Annotated in this window: 19 protein-coding genes; 11 read left to right on the forward strand and 8 right to left on the reverse strand. The window is 70.9% G+C overall.

Annotated features, from left to right (window positions below):
* Nucleotides 1–107 precede the first annotated feature (107 nt).
* Complete coding sequence (gene dnaA, locus ABLE88_RS22575; protein WP_348834288.1) at nt 108–1,541, reverse strand: chromosomal replication initiator protein DnaA; 1,434 nt, start codon at nt 1,539–1,541, stop codon at nt 108–110.
* A gap of 1,101 nt (nt 1,542–2,642) precedes the next feature.
* The gene (rpsT, locus tag ABLE88_RS22580) at nt 2,643–2,909 is read right to left on the reverse strand and encodes a 30S ribosomal protein S20 (RefSeq protein WP_348834088.1); all 267 of its coding nucleotides are present in this window, start codon (nt 2,907–2,909) and stop codon (nt 2,643–2,645) included.
* 335 nt (nt 2,910–3,244) lie between these two features.
* On the opposite strand from rpsT, the gene ABLE88_RS22585 reads away from it, so the two are divergent.
* The 7 genes from ABLE88_RS22585 (at nt 3,245) to ABLE88_RS22615 (ending at nt 9,979) form a co-directional block, all read left to right on the forward strand.
* Nucleotides 3,245–4,231 carry a complex I NDUFA9 subunit family protein gene (locus ABLE88_RS22585; protein ID WP_348834089.1) on the forward strand — a complete coding sequence of 329 codons (987 nt, stop codon included), beginning with the start codon at nt 3,245–3,247 and terminating at the stop codon, nt 4,229–4,231.
* Nucleotides 4,232–4,281: 50 nt separating this feature from the next.
* Complete coding sequence (locus ABLE88_RS22590) at nt 4,282–4,962, forward strand: phosphoribosylanthranilate isomerase (RefSeq protein ID WP_348834090.1); 681 nt, start codon at nt 4,282–4,284, stop codon at nt 4,960–4,962.
* Between the two features lie 15 nt (nt 4,963–4,977).
* Complete coding sequence (gene trpB, locus ABLE88_RS22595) at nt 4,978–6,219, forward strand: tryptophan synthase subunit beta (RefSeq protein ID WP_348834091.1); 1,242 nt, start codon at nt 4,978–4,980, stop codon at nt 6,217–6,219.
* Nucleotides 6,216–6,557, forward strand: coding sequence for a hypothetical protein (locus ABLE88_RS22600; protein WP_348834092.1), 342 nt, complete (start codon nt 6,216–6,218; stop codon nt 6,555–6,557). Before trpB ends, ABLE88_RS22600 begins: the two co-directional genes overlap by 4 nt.
* 105 nt (nt 6,558–6,662) lie before the next feature.
* Nucleotides 6,663–7,508 (forward strand): tryptophan synthase subunit alpha, encoded by an 846-nt coding sequence (trpA, locus tag ABLE88_RS22605; protein ID WP_348834093.1) that lies wholly within the window; start codon nt 6,663–6,665, stop codon nt 7,506–7,508.
* A gap of 189 nt (nt 7,509–7,697) precedes the next feature.
* Entirely contained in the window at nt 7,698–8,615 is a 918-nt protein-coding gene (gene accD / locus ABLE88_RS22610; protein WP_348834094.1) for an acetyl-CoA carboxylase, carboxyltransferase subunit beta, read from the forward strand.
* 38 nt (nt 8,616–8,653) lie between these two features.
* Nucleotides 8,654–9,979: a bifunctional folylpolyglutamate synthase/dihydrofolate synthase gene (locus ABLE88_RS22615; protein ID WP_348834096.1), complete on the forward strand. Its 1,326-nt coding sequence runs from the start codon at nt 8,654–8,656 to the stop codon at nt 9,977–9,979.
* A 106-nt stretch (nt 9,980–10,085) separates the two neighbouring features.
* On the opposite strand, the gene ABLE88_RS22620 is transcribed toward ABLE88_RS22615, so the two are convergent.
* Nucleotides 10,086–10,991: a LysR family transcriptional regulator gene (locus ABLE88_RS22620; protein WP_348834097.1), complete on the reverse strand. Its 906-nt coding sequence runs from the start codon at nt 10,989–10,991 to the stop codon at nt 10,086–10,088.
* Between the two features lie 148 nt (nt 10,992–11,139).
* Between ABLE88_RS22620 and ABLE88_RS22625 the strand changes: the two genes are divergently transcribed.
* The 3 genes from ABLE88_RS22625 to ABLE88_RS22635 all read left to right on the forward strand — a co-directional run bounded on the left by ABLE88_RS22625 (nt 11,140) and on the right by ABLE88_RS22635 (nt 16,802).
* Complete coding sequence (locus ABLE88_RS22625; RefSeq protein WP_348834098.1) at nt 11,140–11,988, forward strand: alpha/beta hydrolase; 849 nt, start codon at nt 11,140–11,142, stop codon at nt 11,986–11,988.
* A 23-nt stretch (nt 11,989–12,011) separates the two neighbouring features.
* Entirely contained in the window at nt 12,012–13,205 is a 1,194-nt protein-coding gene (locus ABLE88_RS22630; RefSeq protein WP_348834099.1) for an efflux RND transporter periplasmic adaptor subunit, read from the forward strand.
* Between the two features lie 369 nt (nt 13,206–13,574).
* Complete coding sequence (locus tag ABLE88_RS22635) at nt 13,575–16,802, forward strand: efflux RND transporter permease subunit (protein ID WP_348834100.1); 3,228 nt, start codon at nt 13,575–13,577, stop codon at nt 16,800–16,802.
* Between the two features lie 34 nt (nt 16,803–16,836).
* Here ABLE88_RS22635 and ABLE88_RS22640 read toward each other — a convergent pair whose 3' ends face one another.
* The 4 genes from ABLE88_RS22640 to ABLE88_RS22655 are packed head-to-tail and all read right to left on the reverse strand — an operon-like array spanning nt 16,837 to nt 20,547.
* The gene (locus ABLE88_RS22640; protein ID WP_348834101.1) at nt 16,837–18,330 is read right to left on the reverse strand and encodes a tripartite tricarboxylate transporter permease; all 1,494 of its coding nucleotides are present in this window, start codon (nt 18,328–18,330) and stop codon (nt 16,837–16,839) included.
* Between the two features lie 7 nt (nt 18,331–18,337).
* Nucleotides 18,338–18,802 carry a tripartite tricarboxylate transporter TctB family protein gene (locus ABLE88_RS22645; RefSeq protein WP_348834103.1) on the reverse strand — a complete coding sequence of 155 codons (465 nt, stop codon included), beginning with the start codon at nt 18,800–18,802 and terminating at the stop codon, nt 18,338–18,340.
* Between the two features lie 3 nt (nt 18,803–18,805).
* Nucleotides 18,806–19,765, reverse strand: a complete 960-nt coding sequence (locus tag ABLE88_RS22650; protein WP_348834104.1) for a tripartite tricarboxylate transporter substrate binding protein — start codon at nt 19,763–19,765, stop codon at nt 18,806–18,808.
* A gap of 20 nt (nt 19,766–19,785) precedes the next feature.
* The gene (locus tag ABLE88_RS22655) at nt 19,786–20,547 is read right to left on the reverse strand and encodes a GntR family transcriptional regulator (RefSeq protein WP_348834105.1); all 762 of its coding nucleotides are present in this window, start codon (nt 20,545–20,547) and stop codon (nt 19,786–19,788) included.
* Nucleotides 20,548–20,671: 124 nt separating this feature from the next.
* Here ABLE88_RS22655 and ABLE88_RS22660 point away from each other — a divergent pair, with 124 nt between their 5' ends.
* Nucleotides 20,672–21,541, forward strand: coding sequence for an amidohydrolase family protein (locus ABLE88_RS22660; protein ID WP_348834107.1), 870 nt, complete (start codon nt 20,672–20,674; stop codon nt 21,539–21,541).
* On the opposite strand, the gene ABLE88_RS22665 is transcribed toward ABLE88_RS22660, so the two are convergent.
* Complete coding sequence (locus ABLE88_RS22665; protein WP_348834109.1) at nt 21,526–22,209, reverse strand: sulfite oxidase-like oxidoreductase; 684 nt, start codon at nt 22,207–22,209, stop codon at nt 21,526–21,528. The two genes, ABLE88_RS22660 and ABLE88_RS22665, sit on opposite strands and share 16 nt — an antisense overlap.
* Nucleotides 22,210–22,394: the final 185 nt, after the last annotated feature.

Below are 22,394 nucleotides of genomic sequence, written 5' to 3' on the forward strand. Positions count from 1 at the left end.
TGCCTGCGGGACTGACCGGCCCGTCTCGATCGGCCACGCGAGGCGGCCATTGCCGCATCATGGGAGCTGCCGGGCGGTGTCCAGAACGGACCGCGCGCCCCCGCGCCTCAGGCCTCCAGGACCAGGCGCTTGAGCGTCTCGATCTCGTCCGCCAGCGCGCGGTCGGTCGCAACCAGGCCATCAATCTTGCGCACCGCGTGGAGCACCGTGGTGTGGTCGCGGCCGCCGAAGCGCCGGCCGATCTCCGGCAGCGAGCGCAAAGTGAGCACCTTGGCGAGGTACATGGCGATCTGGCGCGGCTTCACCACATTGGCGGTGCGCCTCTGGGACAGCAGGTCGGCGCGCGAGACGTTGTAGTGCTTGGCCACCACGCGCAGGATGTCGTCGATGCGCACGCGCTTGGGATCGGACGGGCGCACCAGATCCTTCACCGCGTTCTCGGCCATCTCCAGGGTCACCGGCTCGCCGGTGAGCTGGTTGAAGGCGAGCAGCTTGTTGAGCGCGCCGTCGAGGTCGCGCCCGCTCTGGCCCACCGAGCGGGCGAGGAATTCGAGCACCGGCGCCGGCACCGAGAAGCCGCGGTGCTGCTCGGCGAGCGTCAGGTAGCGCGCCTTCAGGATCTGGTGGCGCAGCTCCTCCTCCAGCGGGGCGAGCTCCACCACGAGCCCGCCGGCGAGGCGCGAGCGCACGCGCTCGTCGAGATGCTCCAATTCCCCGGGGGGGCAGTCGGCCGCCACCATCACCTGCCGCCCGCCGTCCAGCAGCGCGTTGAGGGTGTGGCAGAACTCCTGCTGGAGGTTGTTGCCCTTCAGAAACTGCAGGTCGTCGATGACCAGCGTGTCGATGGTGCGCAGCGTGTCCTTGAAGGCGATCGCCGAGTGCGCCTTCAGCGCCGCCACGAAGCCGTACATGAAGCGCTCGGCGGTGAGATAGGTGGTGCGGCGGCCGTTGAGCGCGCCGGCCCAGGCCACCGCCTGCAGCAGGTGGGTCTTGCCGAGGCCGACCGCGGCATGGAGATAGAGCGGGTTGAACACCGGGCTCACGCCGCTGGCGGCGTCCGCCACCTGGCGCGCGGCCGCGTGGGCGAGCGAATTGGACTTGCCCACCACGAAGGTCTCGAAGGTCAGGCGCGGATCGAGCGGCGAGCCCGTGGCCACGTCGCGCGCGGCGAGGTTCGCGGCGCCGGAGGCCGAAGTCACGACCTGCGCCGGGGCCGCGGCGCGCGGCTCGGCCGTGCGCTCGCTCACCGCCTCGCGCGGTTCGCTGGCCTTGAGCGGAATGGTGCGGTTGACGGCACTGCGCACGGCGAGGTCGACGCGGCGCGTGATGCCGCTCTCCTCCGCCCACAGCTCGGTGATGCGCGGCAGGTAGTTCTCCTGGATCCACGACTTCAGGAAGCGCGTGGGCACGGACAGCTGCACCTGTTCGCTCGCGAGCGTCTCCAACTCCATGCGCACGAACCAGCTGGTGAACTTCTCCTCGCCATACTCCTCGCGGACGCGCTGGCGCACCCGCTCCCACTGGCTCGCGCCCGCATCCATGCCGACCGCGTCGGCGAGGCCCGGTCGGAAGGGTCGTTTGCTGGGCTCGGATCCGTCGGAATTCAGCGATTTGAACATAGGGGTCCCGGCCGCGGCAGCGCGGCTCCCTGGTTGTCCCGCGACGACCCATCGCGCCCGTTCCCGGGCTGCGCGGTCGTCGCGCGAAGGTGGTTGTGGAAGCTGGCGCCGGGCGGCGCCGACGGTGTCAGCGCGGCGTCATGCGCCCACCGGCGAGCCCGACGGAGGGCCGGCATTGAGCGCGGCCGAGGGACGGGATCGCAGGGCGGGAGGGACCTGGCACGCAAAGGGCTCGAGGGGAGCAAAGGGTGCCGCGCCTTGTGCCGTTTCGGTGCCTGAAGTCATAGCCGCCCCATTCGCCGCAGACCTGACGGTCATGCGGACTATTTGAATTTAAAGAATATTTTGTGTTTTTCACCTGCTCAGGAAGAACTTTATCAGTCCATTCTGAGCAGAAATTTGACCAAAGGAAGGATACGCGCATGGAAGGGTACGCCGCACGTCGAGGTGTTATCGATGTAATAGAACATGATACACCCCTCCTCTTCCACGAAGAGCGTGAGAACCTTCGGCCTGTCGGTGAAGACCCGGTGTCGCTCCGGGAGTGAGGTCGAACATACACAGGCCCTCCGGGGGGTGCAACGCCTTTCCCGGCGGCTTGGGATAACGGGCACAAGCGCCGCAGGGCCGCCCGCGCCGCACAGCTTTCCGTCAGCCGGCAAACCTCTGTCGCAGCAATGAGATTCGAAGTGGATGCGCGCAGGTCACGCGATGGCGTCCAATTGGTCCCGGCGGCAGCATCATACTGCCCTGGAAAGGCGGTCGGAGGCGTTCCCCGCGCTTGGCCCATAAGTCATTCAAAGGCCAATTCTTTTCCTGATCGGTCTGCGACGGGTCGCGCAATGCCGAAGATTGACCGAACGCACAACGGGGTTGACGCCGCCGCGCCCCCGGCCTAGGCGCCCGGATCGACTCGCTTCGCCTCAAGCTTGGCAAGCCCTTGGCTGGCGCAAAGAAAAAGGCCCGATCGCTCGGGCCTTGATCCAAAAGACAGAAATATTGTCTTATCTTTTTACTTCCCGCTCAGGCGGAAAGCTTGCGCACCCGGGCCGCAAGGCGCGAGACCTTGCGCGAGGCGGTGTTCTTGTGGAGCACGCCCTTGGTCACGGCGCGCATCAGCTCCGGCTCGGCGGCCTGGAACGCGGCCTGGGCCTGCGTGGCGTCGCCGGCGGCGATGGCATCCTCCAGCTTGCGCAGGAAGGTGCGCACGCGGGAGCGGCGCGAGCGGTTCACTTCGGTGCGGCGCTCGATCTTGCGGGCCGCTTTCTTGGCGGAAGGCGTATTGGCCATCGGCCATCCTTGTCGTTTCGCGCAAACGGCCGGGCGAGCCCTGCGGCTCAATTGCCCTGCGCTGGAATGGGTGAACACGCGGGCAGCGTTGGCCACCTGCGAAGTGCCGGGCTTATAGGGGGGAAGGGACGCGCCGTCAATGGGCGCATGCGCATCGGCGCCGCTTCCCGCGCCGGCCACTCCTTAATATCGGTGTCCGCTGCATGTATATAGAGTGCGCTTCGGGTCGCCGCCGCGCGACCACGAGGACGCTTTACGGCCGCGGGCGCCTTCGCGTATGTGCAGGGCCTGAAAGCAAGGCGCGGGCGGCCGCCCGCGCGAGCAAGGGTGATGGCATGAGCGACGTGGCGGTGACCGATCGTCCGGTGAGCGACAGCCTCGTGACGGTGTTCGGCGGCTCGGGCTTCCTCGGGCGCCATGTGGTGCGCGCGTTGGTCAAGCGCGGCTTCCGGGTGCGCGTGGCGGTGCGCCGTCCCGACCTCGCCGGCTTCCTCCAGCCGCTCGGCTTCGTCGGCCAGATCCAGGTCAGCCAGGCCAATGTGCGCTTCCCCGACAGCGTGGCGCGCGCGGCGGAGGGCTCGGAGGCCATCGTCAACCTCGTCGGCGTGCTGGCCGAGAGCGGCCGCCAGAGCTTCGACGCGGTCCACGTGTTCGGCGCCCGCACCATCGCCGCCGCGGCGAAGGCCGTGGGCGCGCCGCTGGTGCACCTGTCCGCCATCGGCGCCGATCCCAATTCCCGCTCCGGCTACGGCCGCAGCAAGGCCGAAGGCGAGGTTGCGGCGCGCGAGCTGGTGCCCGGCGCGGTGATCCTGCGGCCCTCCGTGGTGTTCGGCCAGGAGGACGAATTCTTCAACCGCTTCGCCGCCATGGCCCAGTACTCGCCGGTGCTGCCGCTGATCGGCGGCGGCACGACCCGGTTCCAGCCGGTGTTCGTGGGCGACATCGCCCAGGCGGTGCTCGCCGCCGTGGACGGCAAGGCCAAGGCCGGCGCCACCTACGAGCTGGGCGGGCCCGAGGTGCGCACCTTCCGCGAGCTCATGGAGCTGATGCTGCACGAGATCGCCGCCAAGCGGCTGCTGATCGACCTGCCCTTCGGCCTCGCCCACCTCATGGCCTACCTCACCGACTGGGCGCCCGGCGCCCCGCTCACCCGCGACCAGGTGGCGATGCTGCGCACCGACAACGTGGTGAGCGCGGCCGCGGCCGAGGCCGGCCTCACTCTGGAGGGCCTCGGCATCGCGCCGTCGGCCCTCGCCACCATCCTGCCCACCTATCTCTGGCGCTTCCGCAAGGGGGGACAATTCACCCGCCTCGCCACCTGAGGGGGCGCCGGCGCGCGGCCGGCTCGGCGCGCCACAACGCTTGGACGACCATGGGCATCGAGATCAAGATCTGCGGCCTCAAGACTGCCTCGACGCTCGAGGCGGCGCTGGAGGCGGGCGCCGATCTCGTGGGCTTCGTGCATTTCCCGAAGAGCCCGCGCCACCTGGCGCTCGCCGATCTGCCGGCGCTCGCCGCGCAGGTGCGCCATCGCGCGCTCACGGTGGCGCTCACGGTGGATGCGGACGATGCGGCGCTCGCCGCCGTGATCGCCGCGCTCGACCCCGACATCCTCCAGCTCCACGGCCGCGAGAGCCCGCAGCGCGTCGCCGCCATCCGCGCCGCCTTCGGCCGGCCGGTGATGAAGGCGCTGCCGGTGGCGCGCCGCTCCGACCTCGCCGCGGTGCCGGCCTTCGCCGCCGTGGCCGACCGCCTGCTGTTCGACGCCAAGCCCGCGCCCGACGACCTTTTGCCCGGCGGCAACGGGCGGCCGTTCGACTGGACGCTGCTCGCCGGCCTTGACGCCTCCTGCCCGGTCATGCTTTCCGGAGGGCTCGACGCGGACAATGTGGCGCAGGCCCTCGCGGTGGCGCGGGTCGACGGCGTGGACGTCTCCTCGGGCGTCGAGGATGCGCCGGGCGTCAAGTCGCCGGACAAGATCCGCGCCTTCATCGCGGCGGCGCGCAGCGCGGCCGCGATGAAGGCCGCCCCTCCGTCAACCGCATTCTCCTGAGAAAGCCGAGGCCTCGTGACCGCCCCCAACTCCTACCGCACCGGCCCCGACGAGCGCGGCCATTTCGGCATCCACGGCGGACGCTTCGTCGCCGAGACGCTGATGCCGCTGATCCTGGAGCTGGAACAGGCCTATGAGGCGGCCAGGGCCGACCCCGCTTATCAGGCCGAGATGGACGGCTACCTCACCCATTATGTGGGCCGCCCCTCGCCGCTCTATTACGCCGAGCGCCTCACCGAATATCTGCGCGAGATCGCGGTCAAGGCCGGCAAGGACGGCGGCGCCAAGATCTATTTCAAGCGCGAGGAGCTGAACCACACCGGCTCCCACAAGGTGAACAACGTGCTCGGCCAGATCATGCTGGCGCGCCGCATGGGCAAGCACCGCATCATCGCCGAGACCGGCGCCGGCCAGCACGGCGTGGCCACCGCCACGCTCTGCGCCCGCTTCGGCCTGAAGTGCGTGGTCTATATGGGCGCGGTGGACGTCGAGCGGCAGATGCCCAACGTGTTCCGCATGAAGATGCTGGGCGCCGAGGTGGTGCCGGTGCAGTCCGGCTCCCGGACCCTCAAGGACGCCATGAACGAGGCGCTGCGCGACTGGGTCACCAACGTGCACGACACCTTCTACTGCATCGGCACGGTGGCGGGGCCGCACCCCTATCCCGGCATGGTGCGCGACTTCCAGTCCATCATCGGCCGCGAGACCCGCACCCAGATCCTGGAGATGGAGGGCCGCCTGCCGGACAGCCTGATCGCGGCGGTGGGCGGCGGCTCCAACGCGCTCGGCCTGTTCCACCCGTTCCTGGACGAGCCGTCGATCGAGATCTTCGGCGTCGAGGCGGCGGGCCACGGCCTCAGTTCGGGCCAGCACGCGGCCTCCATCACCGGCGGCAGGCCGGGCGTGCTCCACGGCAACCGCACCTATCTGCTGATGGACGGCGACGGGCAGATCGCCGAGGCGCACTCGATCTCGGCCGGCCTCGATTATCCCGGCATCGGCCCCGAGCACGCCTGGCTCAACGACATCGGCCGGGTGAAATACATCACCTGCACCGACGCCGAGGCGCTGGCGGCGTTCCAGGTCTGCTCCAAGCTCGAGGGCATCATCCCGGCGCTCGAATGCGCCCACGCCCTCGGCAAGGTGCTGGAGCTCGCCACCGAGCGGCCGAAGGACCATCTGATGGTGCTCAATCTCTCGGGCCGGGGGGACAAGGACATCTTCACGGTGGCCGAGCATCTGGGGGAAAAGCTATGAGGCAGAGGCTGCGCGTTCCGTCCGCCGTCTTGACGCTCGCGATCCCGGCTCTGGCCGGCAGCGCCGCCGCCGATCCGGGCGGCCTCATCCTCGCCGCCGACAAGGTGCGCTCCGACGGCGGCGGTGCCTTCGTGTCGGTCTCGGTGAAGAACACCACCACCCAGGTGATCGACCAGATCGTCGTCACCTGCACCTTCAAGAGCGGCGGCAAGGCGGTGGGCACCGCCTCCACCATCCTGTTTTCGACCGTGCCCGGCGCCACCGGCCAGGATCAGGTGCGCCTGCTGGGGGCGAGCGCCACCTCGGCCGACTGCGCCATCACCAGCCCCACCCCGTGATCGCGTCCTGACCGCGCGCCGCCGCAGCAGCGCGCTCCTCCCTTTCCCCGCGCCCGAAGGCGCGCGCCCGCACGAGCGGCGGGCCCATGAGAGCCGGCGACTTCCATGACCAGCCAGACTGCCAGCGCGAACCGCATCGACGACCGCTTCAAAGCCCTCGCCAAAGAGGGACGCCCGGGCCTTGTCACCTTCATCACCGCCGGCGACCCGGACGGGGAGACCTCGCTCGCCATCCTCAAGGCGCTGCCCGGCGCGGGGGCGGACGTGATCGAGCTCGGCGTGCCCTTCACCGATCCCATGGCGGACGGCCCGGCGATCCAGGCCGCCGGGCTGCGCGCGCTGCGCGGCGGCCAGACCCTGGCCAAGACGCTGGCCATGGTGAAGGCCTTCCGGGAAGGGGACGCGGCCACGCCGATCGTGCTGATGGGCTATTTCAACCCGATCTACGTCTATGGCGTCCCGCGCTTCCTTGCCGACGCCAAGGCGGCCGGCGTGGACGGGCTCATCGTCGTCGACCTGCCGCCGGAGGAGGATGACGAGCTGTGCCTGCCGGCGCTCGCCGCGGGCATCGACTTCATCCGCCTCGCCACCCCCACCACCGACGACAAGCGCCTGCCCGCGGTGCTGAAGAACACGGCGGGCTTCGTCTATTACGTCTCCATCACCGGCATCACCGGCTCGGCGACCCCGGACGCCGACGCGGTGGGCGCGGCGGTGGCGCGCATCAAGGGCCACACCGCGCTGCCGGTGGCGGTGGGCTTCGGCGTGAAGACCCCCGAACAGGCCGCCGCCATCGCCAAGGGCGCCGACGCGGTGGTGGTGGGCTCGGCCCTGGTGGAGGCGGTGCGCGCGAGCCTCGATGCCCACGGCAAGGCGACGGCGCAGACCGTGCCGGCGGTCGAGCAGCTCGCCGCCGCGCTCGCCGGGGCGGTGCGCGGCGTTGCCCGCTGACGCCGCGCTCGGCTTGCGCGGTCCACATGGTGGGACGCGTTCGACGGCTCGCCTGTTTCCGACCGACGCCCTGAGCGGGCCGCGGCGGTGCAACGCCGCACTTTCGCCGCGCTCGGCTTGCCTTTAGAGGAATAGCGTGGCGCGCCGCGGTGCAGCACGCCGCCCGCTCTGCCGCCGGAGACACCGCCCGTGAACTGGATTTCCAACGTCGTCCGCCCGAAGATCCGCGATTTCCTGGCGCGCCGCGAGGTTCCGGAGAACCTTTGGGTGAAATGCCCGGAGACCGGGCAGATGGTGTTCCACAAGGACCTGGAGACGAACCAGTTCGTCATTCCCGGCTCCGGCTATCACATGCGCATGGACGCGGTGACGCGCCTGAAGGCGACGTTCGACGATGCCGCCTACGAGGAGGTGAGCCTTCCCGAGGTGGCGATCGACCCGCTGAAGTTCCGCGACGAGCGCCGCTATGTGGACCGCCTGAAGGATGCGCGCGCCAAGACCTCCTACCAGGACGCGGTGAAGGTCGCGACCGGCCTGCTCGAGGAGCTTCCCGTGACCATCGCGGTGCAGGATTTCGGCTTCATGGGTGGCTCGCTCGGCATGGCGGCCGGCGAGGCGGTGGTGACCGGGCTCCAGACCGCGGCGCAGAAGGGCACCCCCTTCATCATGTTCGCCGCCTCGGGTGGGGCGCGCATGCAGGAGGGCATCCTCTCCCTCATGCAGCTGCCGCGCACCACGGTGGCGATCCAGGAATTGCGCGAGGCGAAGAAGCCCTACATCGTCGTGCTCACCAATCCCACCACCGGCGGCGTGACCGCCTCCTACGCCATGCTGGGCGACGTGCAGATCGCCGAGCCGGGCGCCCTGGTCGGCTTCGCCGGCCCGCGCGTGATCGAGCAGACCATCCGCGAGAAGCTGCCCGAGGGCTTCCAGCGGGCGGAGTATCTGCGCGACCACGGCATGATCGACATGGTGGTGCACCGCCACCAGATGCGCGAGACGCTCGGCCGCCTCTGCCGGCTGCTCATGCGCGCGCCCGCTTTGCCCCCCAGGGCGCGCCTGCCGCGCCCGACCGCGCCGGAGGCCGCGCCCGCCCCTGCGGCCTGAGCGCCCCGCGCGCCGCGGGGCCCTGAAAGAAGACGAACATGGCCCTTGCCCAGCCCATGCGGGCGCCGGATTCGATCCTCGACCGGCTGTCCGCGCTGCATCCCAAGAAGATCGACCTGTCGCTCGCGCGCATGGAGCGGCTGATGGCGGCGCTCGGCCATCCGGAGCGGCGCCTGCCGCCGGTGATCCACGTCGCCGGCACCAACGGCAAGGGCTCCACCATCGCCTTCATGCGCGCCATCCTGGAGGCGGCGGGACGGCGCGTGCACGTCTACACCTCGCCGCATCTGGTGCGCTTCAACGAGCGCATCCGCCTCGCCGGACGGCTGGTGGACGACGCCCCGCTGGCCCAGGCGCTGGAGCGCGCCGAGACCGCCAATGCCGGCGCCCCCATCACTTTGTTCGAGATCACCACCGCCGCGGCGCTGATCCTGTTCTCCGAGACCCCGGCGGACGTGCTGCTGCTGGAGGTGGGCCTTGGCGGGCGGCTCGACGCCACCAACGTGGTGGCGCAGCCGGCGCTCAGCGTCATCACCCCGGTCTCCATCGACCATGTGGACTTCCTCGGCGCGACCCTCGCCGCCATCGCCGGCGAGAAGGCGGGCATCATCAAGCGCGCGGTGCCCGTGGTCGCCGGCGCCCAGGCGGGCGAGGCCGAGGCGGTGATCACCCGCGCCGCGGCGCGCGCGCGTGCGCCATTGTTCATGGGCGGCCAGCACTGGACCATCGGCGACGATGCCGGCCGGCTGGCCTATTCGGACGATGCCGGCCTGCTCGATCTGCCGCGCCCGCGGCTGGTCGGCCAGCACCAGATCGCCAATGCCGGGCTCGCGGTGGCGGCGCTGCGCACCATGCCGGGGCTCGCTTTGCCCGGCGCGGCCTTCGAGGAGGGCATCCTCAGGGCCGACTGGCCGGCGCGGCTGCAGCGCCTCGGCGCGGGACCGCTGGTGGCGCGCGCGCCGGCGGGCGCCGAGATCTGGCTCGACGGCGGACACAATGCCGCCGGCGGCGAGGCGCTCGCCCATGCGGTGTGCGAGCTGGAAGAGCGCTATTCGCGCCCGCTGGTGCTCATCGTCGGCATGCTCGGGACCAAGGACGTGAGCGGCTTCCTCGCCCCGTTCGCCGGCCTCGCCCGGGCGGCGGTGGCGGTGCCGGTGCCCGGCGACCATCAGGGTCTCTCGCCGCAGGAGGTGGCCGCGAGCGCGCAGGCCGCCGGCATCTGCGCCTCGGTGGCGGACGACGTGGGCGCGGCGCTCGACGGCCTCGCCTTTCACCCCCAGCTGCCGCCGCCGCGGGTGCTGATCGCCGGCTCGCTCTATCTCGCCGGCGCGGTGCTGGCGCAGAACGGCATGGTGCCGGAATAGCCGCAGCGCGCACCCGGCCGGACGGGTCGGCCGGTCCGGAGATCCGTCATCGTCTCGGTGGGGCGGAGCGCGGCCCGCGCGCGAGCCAGCCGGGGCCGATCCGGCCCTAGGCGAGCTGGGCGCGGGCGAAGCGGTCCGCCGCCCAGTCGACGAACACCCGCACCCGGTTCGAGAGGTGGCGGTTCGGCGCATAGACCACATGGATGGGCAAAGGCTCGCTGTCCCAGCCCGCGAGCACCGGCACCAGCGCGCCTTCGGCGACGTGCCGCGCCGCCATGAAGGCCGGGACCTGGAGAATGCCGAGCCCGGCGAGGCCGGCGGCGAGATAGGCGAGGCCGTCATTGCAGGCGACCCGGTAGCGGCCCGCCACCTCGACCACCTCGCCGCTCCGGCGGAACGCGTGGTCGTAATAGCGCCCGGTCGCCTCGCTGAAATAGCGCACGATGTGGTGGTCCACGTCGAGGTCGCGCGGGTGGCGCGGGATGCCGCGGGCGGCGACGTAGGACGGCGCCGCGCAGGTGAGGAACGGCATCTGGCCGATGCGGCGGGCGATCAGCGAGGGGTCGCGGATCTCGCCGACGCGGATCACGCAATCGACATTCTCGCCCAGGAGGTCCACCGGCCGGTCGGTGCAGCCCACGTCCACCTGGATGTCGGGATAGCGGGCGGCGAAGTCCGGCAGGGCCGGGATCAGCACCTCGACCGCCAGCGAGGGCGGCAGGTCGATGCGCAGCCGCCCGCGCGGGTTGGCCTGGGCGGCCGACATGGAGCTGTCCAGTTCCGCCAGGTCGTTGAGGAGGGCGAGGGCGCGCTCGTAATAGGCGGCGCCGTCCGGGGTCACGGTGACGCGGCGGGTGGTGCGGTTGAGCAGGCGGGTGGAGAGGTGGGCTTCCAACTGCTGGACGTGCTTGGTCAGCGTTGCCTTGGGCATGTCGAGGGCGTCGGCGGCGCGGGTGAAGCTGCCGGTCTCCACCACGCGCATGAAGGCCCGCATCGCGGCCAGCTGGTCCATCTTCCGCGTCGCCCCTGTGAATTTCCGCTGATTATTCACAACAGGGAATAATCCTATCGCAGATGGGCGGTTTATCCAGCCGATTCCCTCCTCTAATTTTGCCGCATCGCACAACCCCCGGCTCCTCGGGGCGCGAGGCCCAAGATCCATGACCACCCACCCCGTCCCCCTCTCCGGTCTGGCCTGGACCGAGCGACACATCGCCACCCCCTCGGGCGAGGTGGCGGCGCGCGTCTATGGCCGTCCGGCGGCGGGTGCCCCGCTGGTGCTCAACCTGCACGGCGGCGCCTTCACCGAGGGTTCCTGCCAGTGCGGCGACCTGGTCGCCCGCCTGCTGGCGGCGGCCGGCGCGGTGGTGGTCTCGGCGGAATATCCGCTTGCCTGCGAGCATCCGTTTCCGTTCGCGCTCACCGCCATGGCCGGCGTGCTGGCGGCGCTCCACGCCCGGCGCGGCGAGATCGCCCGCAAGTCCTCCAAGCTGTTCGTCGCCGGGGTGGAGGCGGGCGGCAACCTCGCCGCCGGGCTCGCCATGATGGCGCGCGACCAGCAGCAGCCGCCGCTCGCCGGGCAGATCCTCATCTCGCCCATGCTGGACCCCACCCTCGCCACCGCCTCCTGGCGCGACGCCGAGATCGGCGCCTCCGGCTGCAAATGGGCGGACGGCTGGCAGAAATACCTCGGCACCGCCGACAAGGCGTCCCATCCCTACGCCGCGCCGCTCGCCTCCTCCCGGCTCGTCGGCCTCCCGCCGGCGCTGATCGTCAGCGCCGCCGACGACCCGCTGCGCGACGAGAGCGTCGCTTATGCCCGCGCGCTCGCCAAGGCCGGCGTGCCCACCACCCTTGAGGTGCTCGAGGCCCCCACCGAATGGCCCGAAGGCCTCGACCGGGAGACCGGCGCGCCCTCGGCCTGCGAGGCGCGCCTCGTCGAACTGTTCGCCGCCTTCTTTAAATCCGCGACCGGGCGTCGGATCGCCGCCGCCCCGTCCGTCCTCTGAACGACCGCATCCAGGAAGCCCCCATGCCCCGCACCCTGTTTCTAAAGCGCCTCCTGTTCCTCGGCATCGCCGCCGGCGCCCTCGGCGGCGCGAGCTTCGCCCTGCTTCCCGAAGGCGGCGCCAAGGCGGACCCCGCCACCGCGTCGGCCGCCGCCCCGCCACCGCCGCAGGTCTCGGTGGCAACCATCGAGCCGCGCGAGACCCGTCTCTATGACGAATTCTCCGGCCGCCTTGAGGCGGTGGAGCGGGTCGAGGTGCGCTCGCGCGTCGCCGGGCAGGTGAAGGCGGTGCACTTCCGCGAGGGCGCGCTGGTGAAGGCCGGCGACCTGCTCGTCACCATCGATCCCGAGCCGCTCCAGGCCGAGGCGGACGAGGCGGCCGCCCAGGTGGCCGCCGCCGAGGCCCGGGTCGAGCTCGCCAAGAACGAGCTGGAGCGCGGCGAGCGCCTGCTGAACTCCCGCACCATCTCCCAGCGCGACATCGACGAGCGGGTGAATGCCGAGCGCGCCGCCCGCGCCGCCTTGCGCGCCGCGGAGGCCAAGCTGCGCTCGGCCCAGCTCAATCTGTCCTACACCGCGGTGCGCGCGCCGGTCGCCGGCCGGGTCGGGCGCCTGGAGATCACGGTGGGCAATCTGGTCGCCGCCGGCCCCGGCGCGCCGGTGCTCACCTCGCTGGTCTCGGTGGATCCCATCTATGCCAGCTTCTCGGCCGACGAGGGCGTGGTGCTGCGGGCGCTTGCCGCGCTCGGCGGGGCGGACGGCGGCATCGAGCGCATCCCGGTGCTCATGAGCGCCGGCACCGACCGCCTGATCGAAGGCCGCATGCAGCTGATCGACAACCAGGTGGACGCGCGCACCGGCACGGTGCGGGTGCGCGCCCAGTTCGCCAACGCGGACGGCACCCTGATCCCCGGCCAGTTCGTGCGCCTCAAGATGGGCCAGGTGAAGAGCGAGCCGGCGCTGCTGGTGAGCGAGCGCGCGGTCGGCACCGACCAGGACAAGAAGTTCGTGTTCGTGGTGGGCGCCGACAACAAGGCGGTGTGGCGCGAGGTCACGCTCGGCCCGGCGGCCGACGGCCTGCGCGTCGTCACCGCCGGCCTCAGCGCCGGCGAGCGGGTGGTGGTGAACGGCCTCCACCGGGTGCGTCCCGGCGTCCAGGTGACGCCGGAGCCGGTGCCCATGCGGGTGACGCAGGCCGCGACCGCGACAGTCAAGTAACCGCCGTCATGCCCCGGCTCGTCCGGGGCATCCACCGGGCCGATCGCCCGGCGTCGACAAGGACCGCCGTCATGCTCCGGCTTGACCGGAGCATCCATCCCCGAGGCCGGGGCACCGGCCTGCGGCGTCTGCCCTCCGGTCAAGCCGGAGGGCAGACGCCGGAAGGAAGGGCGACGGCGGGAAGAACCTGAGTTTCCAATCCCTCTCCTCCCCCAGGGAGAGGGTCGGGTGAGGGCTGGCCGATGGCCACCGCCCCCGGCCGGAGGCCGGCCCTCGCCCACCTCGTTTCGCGACTCCCGCCCGATAGGCGGAGCCTTCGCGTTCCGCGTTCCAGCCAACGTCCAGCCGCCTCCGCCGGAGGAAGGTGCCATGAACCTGTCCAAGTTCTTCATCGACCGGCCCATCTTCGCGGGCGTGCTCTCGGTCCTGATCTTCCTCGCCGGCCTGATCGCCATGCGGGCCATGCCGATCTCGGAATATCCCGAGGTCTCGCCGCCCCAGGTGGTGGTGCGCGCCACCTATCCGGGCGCCAACCCCATCGTCATCGCCGAGACCGTCTCGACGCCGCTGGAGGAGGCCATCAACGGCGTCGAGGACATGCTCTACATGTCCAGCCAGGCCACCACTGACGGCATCATGACGCTCACCGTGACGTTCCGCCTCGGCACCGACCCGGACAAGGCGCAGCAGCTGGTGCAGAACCGCATCTCCCAGGCCGAGCCGCGGCTGCCGGAGGAGGTGCGCCGGCTCGGCGTGACCACCGTGAAGTCCTCGCCCGACCTCACCATGGTGGTGCACCTCCTCTCGCCCAACAACCGCTACGACACCACCTATCTGCGCAACTACGCGGTCTTGAACGTGAAGGACCGGCTCGCCCGCATCGAGGGCGTCGGCCAGGTGCAGATCTTCGGCGCCGGCGACTATTCCATGCGCGTATGGCTCGACCCGCAGAAGGTGGCCGAGCACGGCCTCTCCGCCACCGACGTGGTGAACGAGATCCGCGCCCAGAACGTGCAGGCGGCGGCCGGCGTGGTCGGGGCCTCGCCCGCCGCACCGGGGGTGGACCTCCAGCTCTCCATCAACGCCCAGGGCCGGCTCGCTAGCGTCGAGGAATTCGGCGAGATCGTCGTCAAGAGCGGGGCCGGCGGCGAGATCGTGCGGCTGCGCGACATCGCCCGCATCGAGCTCGGCGCCGCCGACTACGCGCTGCGCTCGCTGCTCGACAACAAGCAGGCGGTGGCCGTGCCGCTGTTCCAGGCGCCCGGCTCCAATGCCATCCGCATCGCCGACGAGGTGCAGCGGGTGATGGCCGAGATCAAGCAGAACATGCCCGAGGGCGTGGACTATTCCATCGTCTACGACACCACCCAGTTCGTGCGCGCCTCCATCGACGCGGTGGTGCACACGCTGCTGGAGGCGGTGCTGCTGGTGGTGCTGGTGGTGATCGTGTTCCTCCAGACCTGGCGCGCCTCCATCATCCCGCTGCTCGCCGTGCCGGTGTCCATCGTCGGCACCTTCGCGGTGATGTACGTGATGGGCTTCTCGGTGAACGCCCTCACTTTGTTCGGCCTCGTGCTCGCCATCGGCATCGTGGTGGATGACGCCATCGTCGTGGTGGAGAATGTCGAGCGCAACATCGAGGAGGGGCTCTCCCCCAGGCAGGCCACCTACAAGGCCATGCAGGAGGTCTCGGGGCCCATCATCGCCATCGCTCTGGTGCTGGTGGCGGTGTTCGTGCCGCTCGCCTTCATCACCGGCCTGACCGGGCAGTTCTACCGGCAGTTCGCGCTCACCATCGCCATCTCGACGGTGATCTCGGCCATCAACTCGCTCACCCTCTCGCCGGCGCTGGCGGCGCTGCTGCTGAAGGCCCACGACGCGCCGAAGGATCGCCTGACCCGGGTCATGGACGCCTTGTTCGGCTGGTTCTTCCGCGGCTTCAACCGTGTCTTCTCGTTCGGCTCGCGCGCCTATGGCGGCATCGTCGGGCGCATCGTCACGCGCCGGGTGATCATGATGGGCCTCTATCTGGTCCTGGTGGCGCTCACCGTGCAGGTGTTCCGCGCGGTGCCGTCCGGCTTCGTGCCGGGCCAGGACAAGCAGTATCTGGTCGGCTTTGCCCAATTGCCCGACGGCGCCACCCTCGACCGCACCGAGGAGGTGATCCGCAAGATGAGCGACGTCGCCCTGAAGGAGCCGGGGGTGAAGTCGGCCATCGCCTTCCCCGGCCTGTCCATCAACGGCTTCACCAACTCGTCCAACTCCGGCATCGTCTTCGTCGGCCTCGACGAATTCGAGAACCGCCGCGACCCGTCGCTGAACGGCAATGCCATCGCCATGAAGCTCAACGGCAAGTTCGCGGCCATCCCCGATGCCATGATCGCCATGTTCCCGCCGCCGCCGGTGTCGGGGCTCGGCACCATCGGCGGCTTCAAGCTGCAGATCGAGGACCGCGCCGGCTTCGGCTACAAGGCGCTCGACGACGCCACCAAGGCGTTCCTCGCCAAGGCCATGCAGGCGCCCGAGATCGCCGGGCTGTTCTCCTCCTACCAGGTGAACGTGCCCCAGCTCTATGCCGACATCGACCGCGTCAAGGCGCGCCAGCTCGGCGTCGCGGTGACCGACGTGTTCGAGACCATGCAGATCTATCTGGGCTCGACCTACGTCAACGACTTCAACAAGTTCGGCCGCACCTACACGGTGCGGGTCCAGGCCGACGCGCCGTTCCGCGCCCGCGCCGAGGACGTGGGGCACCTGAAGGTGCGATCGGCCAGCGGCGAGATGATCCCGCTCTCGGCGCTGCTCAAGGTGCGCGCGGCGGCCGGACCGGAGCGGGCCATGCGCTATAACGGCTTCCTCACCGCCGACGTGAATGGCGGCGCGGCGCCCGGCTTCTCCACCGGCCAAGCCCAGGCGGCGGTGGAGCGCATCGCCCGCGAGACCCTGCCCAAGGGCTTCGACTTCGAATGGACCGAGCTCACCTACCAGGAGATCCTCGCCGGCAATTCGGCCATCTACGTGTTCCCGCTCGCCATCTTCCTCGTGTTCCTGGTGCTCGCCGCCCAGTATGAGAGCCTCATGCTGCCGCTGGCGATCATCATGATCGTGCCCACCGGCCTGTTCGCCGCCTTGACCGGGGTCTGGCTCTCGGGCGGCGACAACAACGTCTTCACCCAGATCGGCCTGTTCGTGCTGGTGGGGCTGTCGGCCAAGAACGCGATCCTGATCGTCGAGTTCGCGCGCGAGCTGGAGTTCGCGGGGCGAACGCCGATCCAGGCGGCGGTCGAGGCGAGCCGGCTGCGGTTGCGGCCGATCCTGATGACCTCGCTCGCCTTCATCATGGGCGTGGTGCCGCTCGTCGCCTCGGTGGGCGCCGGCGCCGAGATGCGCCAGGCCATGGGCATCGCGGTGTTCTCGGGGATGATCGGGGTGACGGTGTTCGGCATCTTCCTGACGCCGGTGTTCTACGTGATGCTGCGGGCGCTCTCGGGCAACCGGCCGCTCATCCAGCACGGCACGCCGACGCTCGCCGCCGCGCCGGCCGGACACGGCGCGCCCGCCATGCCGGTCCCGGCCGCCCACAAGGCCGAGGAGTGAGGCAGGGCGCCCTGCGGGGCGCCCTGCTGGCGCCTCAGGCCATGGCCTTGCGCCAGCCGATGAGGCGGGCGGCGAGCTGGAGCACGAGCACGAGGGCGATCACGCCGATGAGCCCCTTCGCCGCCGGACCGGAGACAAACACCGCGAAGTCCCCATCCGATGTGGTCAAAGCGCGGCGGAAGCTGGTCTCCATGCGCCCGCCCAGCACCAGGGCCAGCAGCAGCGGGGCGACGTCGAACGCGAACTTGCGCAGCACATAGCCCGCCGCCCCCGCCCCCGCCATCAAGACGAGGTCCAGCGCCGAGGCGTTGACCGCATAGACGCCGATCATCGCCACCAGCAGCACCAGCGGGTTGAGCAGGCCCGGCGGGATGCGCAGCAGGCTGGTGAACAGGCTCACGAACGGCAGGTTCAGCACCAGCAGGACGATGTTGCCCACATAGAGCGAGGCGATCAGCCCCCAGAACACGTCCGGATGCTCGGACACCAGCTGCGGCCCCGGCTGCACGCCGTGCACCATCATGGCGGAGAGCAGGATCGCGGTGGCCGGGATGGCGGGGATGCCCAGCACCAAGAGCGGGATCATGCTCGAGCCGGTGGTGGCGTTGTTGGCGGTCTCCGGCCCGGCGACCCCGGCGATGGCGCCGTGGCCGAAGGTCTCCGGATGGCGCGAGAGCTTCTTTTCCACCGCATAGGAGACGAAGGTGGAGACGATGTGCGAGATGCCCGGCACGATGCCGAACAGGAAGCCGATGAGCGAGCCGCGCCCCATGGCGGGCGCCGCCTCGCGCATGTCGGCGGCGCGCGGGATCAGGTCCTTAAGGCGCGGCGCCTTGGGGGCGGCGATGCGGCCCTCCTCGAGGCTGATGAGGATCTCCGACACGCCGAACAGGCCGATGGCGAGGGGCACGAAGGACAGGCCCTCGGTCAGCTCCAGCGCGCCGAAGGTGAAGCGCGGCCAGGCGGTGAGCTGGTCGAGCCCCACCATGGAGAGCGCGAGGCCGAGAAGGATCATGGCGAGCGTCTTCAGCGCCGGGCCGGAGCCGATGAAGGCGATCACCAGCAGCGCCGCCGCCATGAGGATGAATTCCGCCGCCGGGCCCACGGCGAGCATGGCCCGCGCCAGCGGCGGGGCGAACAGCACCAAGCCGAAGATGGAGAGCGTGCCGCCGACGAAGCTGCCCACGGCGGCGATCATCAGCGCCGGGCCGGCGCGGCCCTGGCGCGCCATCTCGTGGCCGTCGATGCAGGTGATGACGCTCGCCGCCTCGCCGGGAATGCGCACCAGGATCGAGGTGGTGGAGCCGCCATACATGGCGCCGCAGAAGATGCCCGCCAGCATGATGATGGCGGTCTCCGGCGGCAAAGCGTAGGTGAGCGGCAGCAGGAGCGCCATGCCGGCGAGCGGGCCGAGGCCGGGCAGCACGCCCACCACCGTGCCCCAGAAGCAGCCGACGAAGCACCACAGCAGGTTCTGCGGCGTCAGCGCGACCCGGAAGCCGTCAAGCAGATGGGAAAAGCTCTCCATGGCTCCCTCACGCGGGTAGGAGGCCCGCCAGCAGGCCGTCGGGCAGGCCGACGCCCAGCAGGCGGGTGAACACCACATAGGAGACCGCCGCCGCGGCGATCCCATAAGCGGCGCAGCGCCACGGCGCATAGGCGCCGAGGATGCGGAACAGCGCCGCCAGCGCCACCGCCAAAGTGAGCAGCGCGCCCACCGGCTCGAAGGCGAAGGCGGCGGCGGTCAGCACGGCGAGGGTCGACCAGGGCCGCCAGCCGCCGAGGCTCACCATCTCCCGCCCGTCCACCAGGATCGCGCGCCCGGCGCAGGCGAGGCCGCACAGAGCGAGCAGCACGCCGATCGCGACGGGGAAGAAGCCCGGCCCCGGCAGCGCGAGGCTGCCGAGCGGCATGCGCGCCGCCATCCCCGCCATGGCGGCGCCGATGGCCGCCAGGGCGAAGCTGACCGCCGCCTCGCCGGAGCGTTGGGTGACCGCCATGGCTCAATTGCCCTTGGAAACGCCGATGGCCTTCGCCACCTCGCCCAGGGCGGCAAGCTCGGCGCGGATGGCGGCATCGGTGGCGGCGGCGTCCTTCAGGGCGAACACGGCGCCCTGCTTTTCCATCACCTCCTTGAAGCGCGGCTCCTTGGCGGCGTCGGTGAAGGCCTTGGTGATGACGGCGAGGCGGTCCGCCGGCACGTTCTTGGGCGCGATCATGGCCCACCACAGCACCGTCGCTTCCTGGCCGATGCCCAAAGCGTCGAGGCCGGAGGCCTCCGGCAGCGCGGGATTGCCCTCGGGCGAGGTGAGGATCAGGCACTTGGCCTTGCCGGCCTTGGCGTGGGCGAGGATGGGCGGCAGCGAGCCGCCATAGAAGTCCACATGCCCGCCGAGGAAGTTTTTGGCGGTCTCGCCGGCGCCGCCGAACGGCACCGAGCGCACCTTGAGGCCGAGCGCCTTGAAGATGCGCTCGGCGGCGAGCTGCATGGTGCCGCCGACGCCGTCATTGCCGTAGGTGTACTTGCCCGGCGCGGCCTTGATGGCGGCGATCAGCTCCTTGGCGTTGGCGGCCGGGAAGTCCGGCTGCACGCACAGCACGTAGGAGGAATAGCCGATGGAAAGCACCGCCTGATAGCTGTCCGGCGTGTAGGCCACCGGCAGCGAATGGGGGCTGGTGGTGACCGGCGAGTTCCAGACGAAGCCGAAGGTGTAGCCGTCGGGCTTGGCGGCGGTGACGAGGGTGGTGCCCACCGTGCCGCCGCCGCCCGGCTTGTTCTCCACCACCACCTTCTGCTTCAGCGCCGGCTCGGCGATCTCGGCGAGCTGGCGGGCGAACACGTCGGTGCCGCCGCCGGGCGGCGAGGGCACGATCAAGGTGATCGGCCGGTCGGGATAGGCGACGGCGAGCGTCGCGGGCAGCGCCAGCGCCGCGGCGGCGAGAAGGGTGCGAACGAGCTTCATGTGATCCTCCCTGTTCTTGTTCAGCGGATGTCCACCCGGTAGCGGAAGCGCGCGGTGGGGCCGTAGCTGCGGCGCCATTCGCGCGGGGTGTCGTCGAGGCCGAAGGCGAGGCGTTCGATGCACACCACGCCGGCGCCCGCGCGGCAGCGCAGCAGCCGCGCCTGCGGCGCCGGGCACGGCTCGATGGTGATCACCTCCTCCGCGCGGGCGATGGGGATGCCGCAATGCTGCGCATAGACCGGATAGAGCAGCGGCCCCACCTCCTCAGCCGGCACGTCGAGGAAGGCGCGGAACGGCTCCAGCGGCAGCACGATGTCCTCGGCGAGGATCGGTTCGCCGCCCACCACCCGGAGGCGCGACAGGCGGATCGCGGGCGCCCCGCGCGGGATGCGCAGCGCGTCCGCCGCATCGTCGGGCGCGGGCGCGACCTCGCGCGCCAGCAGCCGGCCGCCGGGGCGCAGCACGCCGCCCGCGAGATCCTCCAGGCGAAAGAACCGGAACATGGAATTGGCGAAGGCGCCGGCGCGCACGAAGGTGCCCGAGCCCTGCCGGCGGTCGAGGACCCCCTCCTCCACCAGCTGGGAGACCGCACGGCGCGCGGTGCCGAGGGCGACATCGTACTGCGCGGCGATCGCCGCCTCGGCCGGGATGGCGGCGCCCGCGCCCCATTCGCCGGCCTTGATGCGGGCGAGCAGCGCCTCGCGCAGGCGCTCGTAGAGCGGCAGGCGCGCGTCGCCGCCGAGGGCGGTGGCGGGCTCGCTTGCGGCGCGACCAGTGGGCATGGCGGGTTCTCCTCCCGGAGCGGCGGATCGGCGGCGTGGCGGCGTGGCGGCGCCTTGTGGGCGTCTTGATTTATATTCATATATAAGACTAGAAATTTGGTCAAATATCTCCTCAGAGGGTGCGATGGGCGTTCAGGACAGCGGATCGGCGGCGCGGCTCCCGGCGTTCGCGGGCGGCGCCGTGGACACCCATGCGCACGTGTTCGCGGCCCGGCTCGGCGCCGTGACGGGGGCGCGCTACGCCCCGGCGGCGGACGCCCCGCTCGCCGACTATCTCGGCCATCTCGACGCGCACGCCCTCGCCGGGGCGATCCTGGTGCAGCCGAGCTTCCTCGGCACCGACAATGGTTTCCTGCTCAACGCCGTGGCGCAGGCGCCGGCGCGCCTGAGGGCGGTGGTGGTGGTGGATCCCGGAAGCGAGGCGGCGGCGCTCGGCGCCTTGGCCGCGCAGGGGGCGGTGGGGGTGCGGCTCAACCTCATCGGCGCATCGACGCCGGACCTTGCGGCGCCGCTTTATGCCGGCTTGCTCGCGCGGCTGCGGCGCGCCGGCCTCTATCTGGAGATCCATGCCGAGGGCGGGCAATGGGCGCAGCTCTTGCCCCCGGCGCGGGCGGCGGGCGTCGTCGTGCTGATCGACCATTTCGGCCGCCCCGGCGCGGCCGCGCCGGGCGGCGGCGACCTCGACGCGGTGCTCGGCGCGCTTGCCGACGAGCGGGTGTTCGTGAAGCTCTCGGCGCCCTACCGCTTCCCGGCGGACCCTGTGGCGCTGGCCGCCCTGTTCCTCGCCCGCGCGCCGGGACGGGTGGTGTGGGGCAGCGACTGGCCCTTCACCCAGCATCCCGAGATCGCGAGCTATGCCGAAGCACGCGGCTGGCTCGACCGGTGGATCGTGGACCCGGCGGTGCGCGCCCGCGTGCTCGACGCCAATGTGCGCGCGCTGCTGGCGGCCGCCGCGGCGGGCGCGCCGGTGCGGGCCGCTCAGTCGTCGGAGTAGCGCTGCTCGGCCCAGGGATCGCCGCGCATGTGGTAGCCGCGCTCCTCCCAGAAGCCGGCCTTGTCGGCGGCGATGAAGTCGATCGACTTCAGCCACTTGGCGCTCTTCCAGAAATACAGGTGCGGAACCACCAGCCGCATGGGCCCGCCATGCTCGCGGGTGAGCGGCGCGCCCTGCCAGGAATGGGCCAGGAAGGCGTCGGGCGAGGCGAAATCCTCCAGCAGCAGATTGGTGGAATAGCCGTCGAACGAATGCAGCATCACCGCTGCCGCATGGGGCGCGGGCATGACGAGGTCCATGAGGTCGTGGGTGGAGACTCCCTGCCAGGCATTGTCGTAGCGCGACCAGGTGGTGACGCAGTGGATGTCGTTGACGAAACTCGTCTGCGGCAGCGCCAGGAAGGCGTCCCAGTCGAGCGACACCGGGTTCTCCACCGCGCCCGACACGTCGAGCCGGAAGCGCGTGGGGGTGATCATGGGCTGGATGCCGAGGTCGAGCACCGGCCAGTCCTTCACCAGATGCTGGCCGGGGGGCAGGCGCTCGCTCTCGGGCCGCGTAACCCGGCCGGTGAGGAACTTGCCCTCCTTGGCCCAGCGCAGCTTGGTGCGGGTCAGCTTGGTGTCCTGCGGCACCCCCTCCGGGACGCTGTCTTCGCTCAGGTCGGTCATGGCGCCCTCCGGGTCAAGGCCGTGGTGTCGCGGCAAGATTAACACGGTCCTGCGCCGGCGGGTTTTCACATGGCCCGGCGAGGTTCGCGGCGGCGATGGCTGGGCTGGGCGCGACCTCGCGCCCCGGCCGACGGGAGCGCGCGCGGAAGGAGAGCCGGGCCCCCCCGCAAGGGGATGCCAAAGGC

Source organism: Xanthobacter luteus, from assembly GCF_040049235.1.
Taxonomy (GTDB): Bacteria; Pseudomonadota; Alphaproteobacteria; order Rhizobiales; family Xanthobacteraceae; genus Xanthobacter.

Excerpts from the sequence above, each read along its gene's own strand:
- dnaA (WP_348834288.1), bottom strand. The coding sequence starts at position 1,541 with ATGGATGCGGGCGCGAGCCAGTGGGAGCGGGTGCGCCAGCGCGTCCGC.
- rpsT (WP_348834088.1), bottom strand. The coding sequence starts at position 2,909 with ATGGCCAATACGCCTTCCGCCAAGAAAGCGGCCCGCAAGATCGAGCGC.
- ABLE88_RS22585 (WP_348834089.1), top strand. The coding sequence starts at position 3,245 with ATGAGCGACGTGGCGGTGACCGATCGTCCGGTGAGCGACAGCCTCGTG.
- ABLE88_RS22590 (WP_348834090.1), top strand. The coding sequence starts at position 4,282 with ATGGGCATCGAGATCAAGATCTGCGGCCTCAAGACTGCCTCGACGCTC.
- ABLE88_RS22600 (WP_348834092.1), top strand. The coding sequence starts at position 6,216 with ATGAGGCAGAGGCTGCGCGTTCCGTCCGCCGTCTTGACGCTCGCGATC.
- trpA (WP_348834093.1), top strand. The coding sequence starts at position 6,663 with ATGACCAGCCAGACTGCCAGCGCGAACCGCATCGACGACCGCTTCAAA.
- ABLE88_RS22615 (WP_348834096.1), top strand. The coding sequence starts at position 8,654 with ATGGCCCTTGCCCAGCCCATGCGGGCGCCGGATTCGATCCTCGACCGG.
- ABLE88_RS22620 (WP_348834097.1), bottom strand. The coding sequence starts at position 10,991 with ATGGACCAGCTGGCCGCGATGCGGGCCTTCATGCGCGTGGTGGAGACC.
- ABLE88_RS22625 (WP_348834098.1), top strand. The coding sequence starts at position 11,140 with ATGACCACCCACCCCGTCCCCCTCTCCGGTCTGGCCTGGACCGAGCGA.
- ABLE88_RS22630 (WP_348834099.1), top strand. The coding sequence starts at position 12,012 with ATGCCCCGCACCCTGTTTCTAAAGCGCCTCCTGTTCCTCGGCATCGCC.
- ABLE88_RS22635 (WP_348834100.1), top strand. The coding sequence starts at position 13,575 with ATGAACCTGTCCAAGTTCTTCATCGACCGGCCCATCTTCGCGGGCGTG.
- ABLE88_RS22640 (WP_348834101.1), bottom strand. The coding sequence starts at position 18,330 with ATGGAGAGCTTTTCCCATCTGCTTGACGGCTTCCGGGTCGCGCTGACG.
- ABLE88_RS22645 (WP_348834103.1), bottom strand. The coding sequence starts at position 18,802 with ATGGCGGTCACCCAACGCTCCGGCGAGGCGGCGGTCAGCTTCGCCCTG.
- ABLE88_RS22650 (WP_348834104.1), bottom strand. The coding sequence starts at position 19,765 with ATGAAGCTCGTTCGCACCCTTCTCGCCGCCGCGGCGCTGGCGCTGCCC.
- ABLE88_RS22655 (WP_348834105.1), bottom strand. The coding sequence starts at position 20,547 with ATGCCCACTGGTCGCGCCGCAAGCGAGCCCGCCACCGCCCTCGGCGGC.
- ABLE88_RS22660 (WP_348834107.1), top strand. The coding sequence starts at position 20,672 with ATGGGCGTTCAGGACAGCGGATCGGCGGCGCGGCTCCCGGCGTTCGCG.
- ABLE88_RS22665 (WP_348834109.1), bottom strand. The coding sequence starts at position 22,209 with ATGACCGACCTGAGCGAAGACAGCGTCCCGGAGGGGGTGCCGCAGGAC.